The following is an 8621-nucleotide window of genomic DNA, read 5'->3' as shown; positions in this document are numbered from 1 at the left end:
GCAGAAACTACCATTAAAGCTCCATCCATCTGAGCAGCACCAGTAATCATATTCTTTACATAATCTGCGTGACCTGGACAGTCTACGTGAGCATAGTGACGATTTGCAGTCTCATACTCTACGTGAGAAGTTGCAATTGTAATACCTCTTTCCTTTTCCTCAGGAGCATTATCGATATCCTCGAAATTTGAGGAACCTTCTCCTCCTCCAGCTAACACTTTTGTAATAGCTGCAGTTGTAGTTGTCTTACCGTGGTCTACGTGACCAATAGTACCAATATTAACATGGGGTTTCGTTCTTTCAAACTTTTCTTTTGACATGCTTTTCATCCTCCTTAAAGTTTGCCCTTGTTCTTAGTTATATGTATTATTAAAATTAATTAAAATCTATACCTTGTCCATCCATTTACATGGAGCCCATGACCGGATTTGAACCGGTGACCTCATCCTTACCATGGATGCGCTCTACCGCCTGAGCTACATGGGCTAATAACCTAGCCAACTATACATTTGCAGATTGAATACAACACACAATAAATATTATATGTCTTTTATTACTAGAAATCAAGAAAAATAAGAACTTTTTTTGAAATTCCATTCATTAATATATCCAAATATTTGATTTTATATTACTTATTCTTGTATTTAATCCAAAATACTCTAGATATCATGCTTTTCTAAAAAATCTTCCAACTTTCTTTTTACTCGCTGGATTGCATTATCAATAGATTTAACATGACGTCCTAATGTATCAGCTATTTCCTGATATGACTTGCCTTTTAGGTATTCTAATAAAACATCCTTCTCTAACTGACTTAACATTTCTTTAATATTTTCTTCTAATAAATTATAGGCTTCATGACTAATAAATAGGTCTTCAGGATTAGTCAATTTATCTCCTTTTAAAACATCTAATAATGTTCTATCAGACTCTTTATCATAAATTGGTTTATCTAATGAAATATATGAATTTAAAGGCTGATGTTTCTGTCTAGTAGCAGTCTTTATTGCTGTAATTATCTGTCTAGTAATGCATAGTTCAGCAAATGAACGAAATGAAGCCAACCTATCGACCTCATAATCTCGAATCGCTTTATATAAACCAACCATACCTTCTTGAACTATATCATCCTTGTCAGCCCCTATTAAAAAATACGATCTTGCTTTATTTCTTGCAAAGTTTTTATATTTTTTAAGTAAATATTCTACTGCTAATTGATTACCGTTCTGCGCACATGTGACTACTTCATCATCTGTCATTTTATTATAGGTAGTATATTCCTTACGCTTTAACTGTGCGTTCACCCAAATCCCTCCTGGTATTTTCGTAGGTAGATATAACGGGGCACTCATCTACTTGAATTACATCTTTAATTATAACTTATGTCATTCTTTAAAGTCAAGCTGTTTGGCATTTGTAACTTATCCCTTTAATTCTATTTAGCGGAAACATTGATAACCTCATCTATTGGTTGATAAATATCCTTAGAAACTATACTTTCATTTACTACCTCTCCATTGATTAAGACTCGTTTTTTAACTACAACTGAATACCCATTCCTGCCTTCTCTTACTAACTTTTGTTGGTCATCCTTTAGGCTAGAATCTTGCTTTTTTATCTTTTTATATTCTAAAATTTCTGGTTCACTTGTTGAAATCTGCACTTCATAATTTTGACTCTCACCCATAATACTGACTATTATACGGTCTTTAATAACCTTTGATAAAATCATGATAGGGATCGAAAGATTATTCTTAAACTTAAAATCTAAATAATCATAATAAACTGTAGCTCCTCTCCCCAATGACACATAACCTACTGGTCGAGAATGATTCTGTCTTTCTACAACTTTAAGATTACTTAATAAAACTGAATTATATAAAGTAGATGAAATTTGGCATATCCCTCCACCTACTCCACTAACAAATTCCTGGTTTACTATCTCAATTGCTTCTTTAAAGCCAGCTTTTAAAGTTCTAGGCCCCACAACCTCATTAAATGAAAATACTTCACCTGGCATCAATAATAATCCATTAATTCTCTGGCTAGCTTCCTTAATATTCTTCACCCGATTCTTATCTTCAATATCAAAAACAGTTACATAAAAACTTAATTGATTCATTAAACCTAACTTCTTTACTTCTTCTTTATTAACTCTAGCATCTTTCTCTTCAATTACTAACCTGATTGGAAGATCCTCTAATTCTGCTAATCTACCAATAATTTTATTTTTGGATTTTTTTATATTTAATTTTCTACCTTTCTTGCCGTCAATAACTTTCCCAGTACCCAAATCCAAATAAGCATTCTTATATTCACTATTAACCTTTCGGCTAATCTTTTTTAGACGATCTTTAAGTTTCTTCTCATTATATGTTAATTCCAACTGAATATCATAACCATCTCTAGCAGTCTTCCATATTTCTATGCTTTTTGTTAATATATTGCCCCTTCTTCCTATCTTAAACGCCTCATTAATTGCCGTTTCCTTTTTAAAATCAAGTTCAATCTTATGAGGAGCTAATAGCCAACTATTATTCCTACCCTCTAAAACTATAGGATTATTTAAAATAGGTTCAGTTATCTCTTTTAAATACTCAACAGCTTCTGTTCTATTTAGACCACTAAAATCATATCCTTCTATTCTAACACCAGAAAATATAACATCTTGATTCTGTTCTAAAAAGAGATGAGCCCCTATCATGGCTCCAGCTCCTATAGTAACAATTAACAAGAAGATGACTAACAAAATTTGTGGTGCTGTCTTCATATCCCGACTCCTTAACTAAACTTAGTAATCACGCTGACGCAAAGATTCATACATTAATAAAGCTCCAGCAACTGAAGCATTTAAAGAACTTACTTTTCCTTTCATCGGTAATTTGATTAAAAAATCACACCGTTCCGTTACTAAGCGGCGCATCCCTGAACCTTCACTACCAATTACGATCCCTAAGGGCCCGGTTAAATCTGCTTGATAACATACTTGATCCCCAGAAATATCTGCTCCTGCAATCCAAAACTTATTATCTTTTAATTTTTCCATTGCTCTAACTAAATTAGTTACTTGAGCAACTGGTATATATTCAACTGCTCCTGCCGAAGATTTACCTACTGCTGGGGTCAAACCAACACTCTTTCTTTCAGGAATGATAACCCCTTGCGCACCTACAATATCAGCTGTTCTTAAAATAGATCCAAAGTTATGAGGATCTTTAATCTCATCTAATAGAATGAATAATGGATCATCAACCTTTTCATATGCCTGTTTAATTAATTGATCTAAAGTTAGATACTCAATTGGCTCTCCAAAAGCAATTACTCCTTGATGAGAGTATGTCTCAGCTAAATTATCTAACTTATCTTTAGAAACTCTTTTTATCTTAGTACCTGCCTCTTTAGCCTTAGCTATTAACTCACCTACACCATTTGCATTCTTATAAACTAAAATCTCATCTATATTTCTACCTGCTTTTAAAGCTTCTAAAACTGGGTTTCTACCTTCTACTTTATCCATTGCTTTTATCTACTCCTTTAGATAGAATTTTATCTAGTCGGCCACAACTCATTTTACCTTCTTTACATCTTCTTTCTGTTTCACAAAGAGGACCAGCGTTACTAAAGATAATTGGCGCTACATCCCTTACCTTCTTTAACATCTCTCTAGCCATAGCTCTTATCTCTCTTTGAGCACGGTCACAGCATCTGACCTCAAAGAAGTGCAATAAACTCCGAGCATTCATAGTAACTACAATCTTTGTCTCTGTTGCATTAGGAAGTACATACCTTGCTGCTTCTATTGCCTCTTTTTCTTCATAACCATTATCAATTAAATTATTAGTCAATTTATTATATGCTTCTTGTTGATGCTTCATATTCTCTTTAAAAATATCAACTAATTCCTCATCTTCAGCAATTTTTACTGGAATAATATAATCAAATTGCTCTTTTTCTCGAACATAACGTTGACTTTGTTGACTATAACTAGCAATTCGATGTCTAACTAATTGATGAGTAGTTACTCTAGAAATTCCATCAATAGCAAATGTAAAACTAACATGCTCTAAAGTAGAATAATGTCCATTATTCAAAATGATTTTTAATAGTCTTTCCACTTCACTATCTGTCATCTCTTCTGCTAATTTATCTGCTCCTATAGACGAATAACATAATCTAGCAGCAGATGCTGCAGTTCTTTCTGGATTAGGTGTGTAATTAATTAGTTCAATATTTAACTCAGTATCTTTCATTATTGTTACCTCCCCTTACATCTCCTCTATACTTTCCTTAATTTCAGCTAATATTTCTCTTAATCTTGCTTTCTTTTTATCTAAATATAGATAGCCTAATAACGCTTCAAAGGCAGTACTGTGTCTATAATTAGCCACATCTGTACTCTTAGGTACTTGACCAGATTTAGAATTTCTACCCCGTCTAACAATAATCTCCTCTTCCTTAGTTAAAGAAGGCTTAATCTTCCTTAATAATTCTGCTTGAGCCTCTGCATTTACATATTTAATCGCCATTTTATGCAAATCATTATTCTTGCGAATCCCCTTTTCTATCAAATATGAGCGAATAAAAACTTCATAAATACTATCACCAATATAGGCCATAATTCCTGGTGATAACAGTCTAGGTTTTTTAGGTAAATCCAATAATTCATTAAACATTATTTAGCCTCCTTTAACTCCTATTCAATTTCCCACTCTGTCCCTTGAGGTGTATCTATAAGGTTAATACCTAATTCCTCTAACTCATCTCTAACTTGATCTGCTAAACCCCAATTCCGTTCTTCTCTTGCATCATTCCTAATCTTTAATAATAATTCTATTAAATTAGATGTTAATTTATTCCCTCCAACTTTTTCTTCTGGTTTTAATTCTAAGCCTAATACTTGACCTAATTCAATGAGTATTTTATAAGCCTCCTCTAAAACCGAAACAGTTGTTTGATTAACTTCAAATTTAGAATCATTAATAAAAATATTCATCTCTTTAGCTAATTCATGCAAGCTAGCAATTGCTAAAGCAGTATTTAAATCATCATCCATAGCTTCTCCAAACTTCTTTCTCTTCTCCTTAATGAACTCATTTATTTTTGCTACTTCTTCCTTGTTTTCAATTTCTGATTCATCTTCTAATTCATTTTTTTCTTCAGGAATTAATTGATTTATCCTACTAATCGTATTTTTAAGCCGCTGCAAACTCTTTTTAGCATCATCCAATTCAGCATCACTAAAATTAATCGGACTACGATAATGTTTAGATATTAAGAAGAAACGTACTACTTCTGCACTATATTCTTTTAATATATCACGAGTAGTAAAGAAATTATCTAAGGATTTAGACATCTTTTCTCCATCTACATTAATATAACCATTATGCAGCCAATAATTAATTACTTGACTCCCACTTGCTGCTTCACTCTGAGCTATCTCGTTTTCATGGTGAGGAAATACTAAATCTACTCCTCCAGTATGAAAATCAAACTTATTACCTAAATAACTCATTGACATTATAGAACATTCTGTATGCCAACCAGGTCTACCATGTCCCCATGGACTATCCCAAGCTGGTTCTCCTTCTTTACTCCCTTTCCACAAAACAAAATCTAACGGATCTTTCTTCTGTTCATTAACTTCAATTCTAGCTCCAGAAGTTAACTCCTCCACGTCTTGATTAGATAACTTGCCATACTCTTCAAACTTTCTTACCTCAAAAAAGACATCGCCATCTACCTCATAAGCATATCCTGCATCCTCTAATTGCCTAATCAACTTTATAATATCTGAAATATGTTCAGTAGCCCTAGGATATACATCGGCTTCCTTTATATTTAACTTCTTAGTGTCTTCAAAGTAAGCTGCAATAAATTTATCCGCTAATTCTTTAATAGTAATTCCTTCTTCATTAGCTCTATTAATCATTTTATCATCAATATCTGTAAAATTCACAACATGAAAAACATTATAACCTTTATATTCTAAATACCTTTTAAGAATATCAGGTATTACAAAAGCTCTTGCATTACCTATATGAAAATAATCATATACTGTAGGTCCACAAGAATAAATCTTCACTTCATTTTCATCTATCGGTTGAAATTCTTCTTTTTCTCTAGTTAATGTATTATATATTCTTAATCCCATATTATAACACCCCTTATTAATTCTTATTCTAGCTCCTTTCTTACTGTTATTCTTTTCCTTCCTCTTTAACTTTCTTTTCTAACTTTTCTATTCTGCGATTCATACACTTTAACATTTCCTCTACTGGATCAGGTAAATTCCCATGTTCTAAGTCAGCCTCACCTCTAACTCGTTCACCATTTTGAACTACTACCTTTCCTGGCACTCCAACCACTGTAGTATTAGGCGGTATTGGATCTAGCACCACAGCTCCAGCTCCTACTTTAGCATTATCTCCAATTTCAATAGACCCTAAAACTTTAGCTCCAGCACTCACCATTACATCATCACCTAAAGTAGGATGTCGTTTACCATCTTCTTTTCCCGTTCCACCTAATGTTACTCCTTGATAAAGAGTTACATTATCCCCTACTTCAGTTGTCTCACCAATAACTACTCCCAGCCCATGATCAATAAAGAACCCTTTACCTATTGTAGCTCCAGGATGAATCTCTATTCCGGTTAAAAAACGACTAAATTGCGAAATCATCCTAGGAACAAGAGATAAGCCTTTATTATATAAAAAATGTGCAATTCGATGCATAATAATAGAATGCAAACCTGAATAAGTTAAAATCACCTCTAATAATCCTCTAGCCGCTGGATCTCTATCAAAAACTGCCTCAATATCAGCTTTTATTGTCTTTAACATTTTACCCCCCCTAATTAATTATTATAATAAAATAAACCTTTCGCCAATGTAGTATATTAACTACAGAGGCGAAAGGTTCGCGGTCCCACTCTGTTTAATCAGAAGAATACTCTGACTCACTTAATGGTAAATTAACGGTTACCACTCGTTATCCCCTACTAATTGTTCAGGCATAAAGCTTACAGGTGCATTTCAACTAGCTCCATTTAAAGATGCTCTCAGCCAATGGCACCCTATCTCTATACATAAATTACTAGTTTACTCTCCTGCTTATCGCCTTTATCGACCTTAATTTTAATTTAAATCAAATCTAAAGCTTTATCAAGCCGCTTTAATGTCTCTTCTTTACCTAAAATAGCAATTACATGATACAACTCAGGACCTGAACCTTTACCAGTTATAGCATATCTAGATGGATGGTAAAATAACCTTCCACCTACAGGTAAATTCTTTAAAATTGCTCTTAATTCTTCTAATATCGAATCTGGATCATAATCTTCTAAATCACCTAACCGTTCTTTAAGAGTCTTTAATACAAGTTCAACGCCCTCTTCTTGAAAACAGTCTACCGCCTCTTCTTGATCTTCATATTTTAACTCTCCAAAGAATATATCTACGTAATCTACTATTTGCGCTACATAATCTAATGAGTCTCGTACTAAATCAACTATATCCTTTATTATTTCATACTCTTCCTGTGACAACTCTTTATCAGCATAGCCTGCTTCCTGTAAATAAGGAAGGGCTAGTTCAACTATATCCTCTAACTCAGCCTCCTTAATATAATGTCCATTCATCCAATTTAATTTCTCTACATCAAAGACAGCTGAACTCTTAGTTACTCTATCCATTGAAAACTTATTTATAATTTCATCTACAGTAAAAATTTCTTCATCATTTTTAGGTGACCAACCTAAAAGAGACAAAAAGTTAATTAAAGCGTCTGGAAGATATCCTTGTTTTCGGTACTGACTAACATATACATAAGCCTCTCCACTACGTTTGCTTAATTTAGACTTATCCTCACCTAAAATCATAGATAAATGAGCAAATTTTGGTGACTTCAATCCTAGCGCTTTATAAATCAATATCTGTTTTGGAGTATTAGAAAGATGGTCCTCTCCTCTAATAACATGACTAATATCCATTAAATGATCATCAATCACTACTGCAAAATTATAAGTCGGAATACCATCTGACTTCACAATCACAAAATCATCTAATACTGTACTGCTAAATTCTACATCCCCATAAATTACATCATCAACTACAATCTGTTCTTCTTCTTCTGGTAATTTAAATCTAACTACCGGTTCTCTACCTTCATCTTCTAATCTTTCTCTCTTTTCTTCACATAACCCCCGACATTTACCATTATATTTAGGTGCTTCACCTTTAGTTTTAGCTTCTTCTCGCATTGCATCTAATTCTTCTGTAGTACAATAACAGTAATAAGCCTTATCTTCTTCAATTAATTTCTCTACATATTCTTCATAAATCTCTAATCTCTCACTCTGGCGATACGGACCATAATCTCCACCAGCCTTTACACCTTCATCCCAATCTAACCCTAACCATTCCATCTCACGATGAATAACATCTTCAAATTCAGCCGTAGACCGGGTTTGATCAGTATCTTCAATTCTTAAAATAAATGTACCATTATTCTTTCTAGCATATAGCCAATTAAATAATGCTGTTCGAATATTACCGATATGAATCTGCCCGGTAGGACTTGGTGCAAATCTTACTCTAATATCACTCATACTCTTCCCCTTC

9 protein-coding genes, 1 tRNA gene and 1 other annotated feature are annotated in these 8621 nt (G+C 33.3%); all 10 genes read right to left on the bottom strand.

Features of this window, described 5'->3' with window-relative positions; genetic code table 11:
- Positions 1 to 320 (bottom strand): GTP-binding protein (locus tag B5D41_RS12285; protein WP_234983954.1); only part of this gene is annotated, 320 nt, incomplete at its 3' end.
- A gap of 90 nt (positions 321 to 410) precedes the next feature.
- A tRNA-Thr gene (locus tag B5D41_RS12280) sits at positions 411 to 486 on the bottom strand.
- 173 nt (positions 487 to 659) lie between these two features.
- Positions 660 to 1304 (bottom strand): RNA polymerase sporulation sigma factor SigH, encoded by a 645-nt coding sequence (gene sigH, locus B5D41_RS12275; RefSeq protein WP_268794147.1) that lies wholly within the window; start codon positions 1302 to 1304, stop codon positions 660 to 662.
- Positions 1305 to 1435: 131 nt separating this feature from the next.
- Complete coding sequence (locus tag B5D41_RS12270) at positions 1436 to 2770, bottom strand: VanW family protein (protein ID WP_078810949.1); 1335 nt, start codon at positions 2768 to 2770, stop codon at positions 1436 to 1438.
- Between the two features lie 21 nt (positions 2771 to 2791).
- The gene (rlmB, locus tag B5D41_RS12265; protein WP_078810948.1) at positions 2792 to 3517 is read right to left on the bottom strand and encodes a 23S rRNA (guanosine(2251)-2'-O)-methyltransferase RlmB; all 726 of its coding nucleotides are present in this window, start codon (positions 3515 to 3517) and stop codon (positions 2792 to 2794) included.
- Positions 3510 to 4250 (bottom strand): FAD-dependent thymidylate synthase, encoded by a 741-nt coding sequence (gene thyX / locus B5D41_RS12260; protein WP_078810947.1) that lies wholly within the window; start codon positions 4248 to 4250, stop codon positions 3510 to 3512. Before thyX ends, rlmB begins: the two co-directional genes overlap by 8 nt.
- A gap of 15 nt (positions 4251 to 4265) precedes the next feature.
- Positions 4266 to 4673 (bottom strand): Mini-ribonuclease 3, encoded by a 408-nt coding sequence (locus B5D41_RS12255; RefSeq protein ID WP_078810946.1) that lies wholly within the window; start codon positions 4671 to 4673, stop codon positions 4266 to 4268.
- Positions 4674 to 4693: 20 nt separating this feature from the next.
- Positions 4694 to 6151 (bottom strand): cysteine--tRNA ligase, encoded by a 1458-nt coding sequence (gene cysS, locus B5D41_RS12250; protein WP_078810945.1) that lies wholly within the window; start codon positions 6149 to 6151, stop codon positions 4694 to 4696.
- Positions 6152 to 6197: 46 nt separating this feature from the next.
- A complete protein-coding gene (gene cysE / locus B5D41_RS12245) occupies positions 6198 to 6842 on the bottom strand; it encodes a serine O-acetyltransferase (RefSeq protein ID WP_078810944.1) in 645 nt (214 codons plus the stop codon).
- 61 nt (positions 6843 to 6903) lie between these two features.
- Positions 6904 to 7125, bottom strand: a binding site (T-box leader).
- Positions 7126 to 7141: 16 nt separating this feature from the next.
- Positions 7142 to 8608, bottom strand: a complete 1467-nt coding sequence (gene gltX, locus B5D41_RS12240) for a glutamate--tRNA ligase (protein ID WP_078810943.1) — start codon at positions 8606 to 8608, stop codon at positions 7142 to 7144.
- Positions 8609 to 8621: the final 13 nt, after the last annotated feature.

The sequence above is a fragment of the Selenihalanaerobacter shriftii genome (assembly GCF_900167185.1).
In the GTDB taxonomy this organism is placed as follows: Bacteria; Bacillota; Halanaerobiia; order Halobacteroidales; family Acetohalobiaceae; genus Selenihalanaerobacter; species Selenihalanaerobacter shriftii.
The sequence above is the reverse complement of the archived record's forward strand: the minus strand, read 5'-3'. Positions and strand labels throughout refer to the sequence as shown.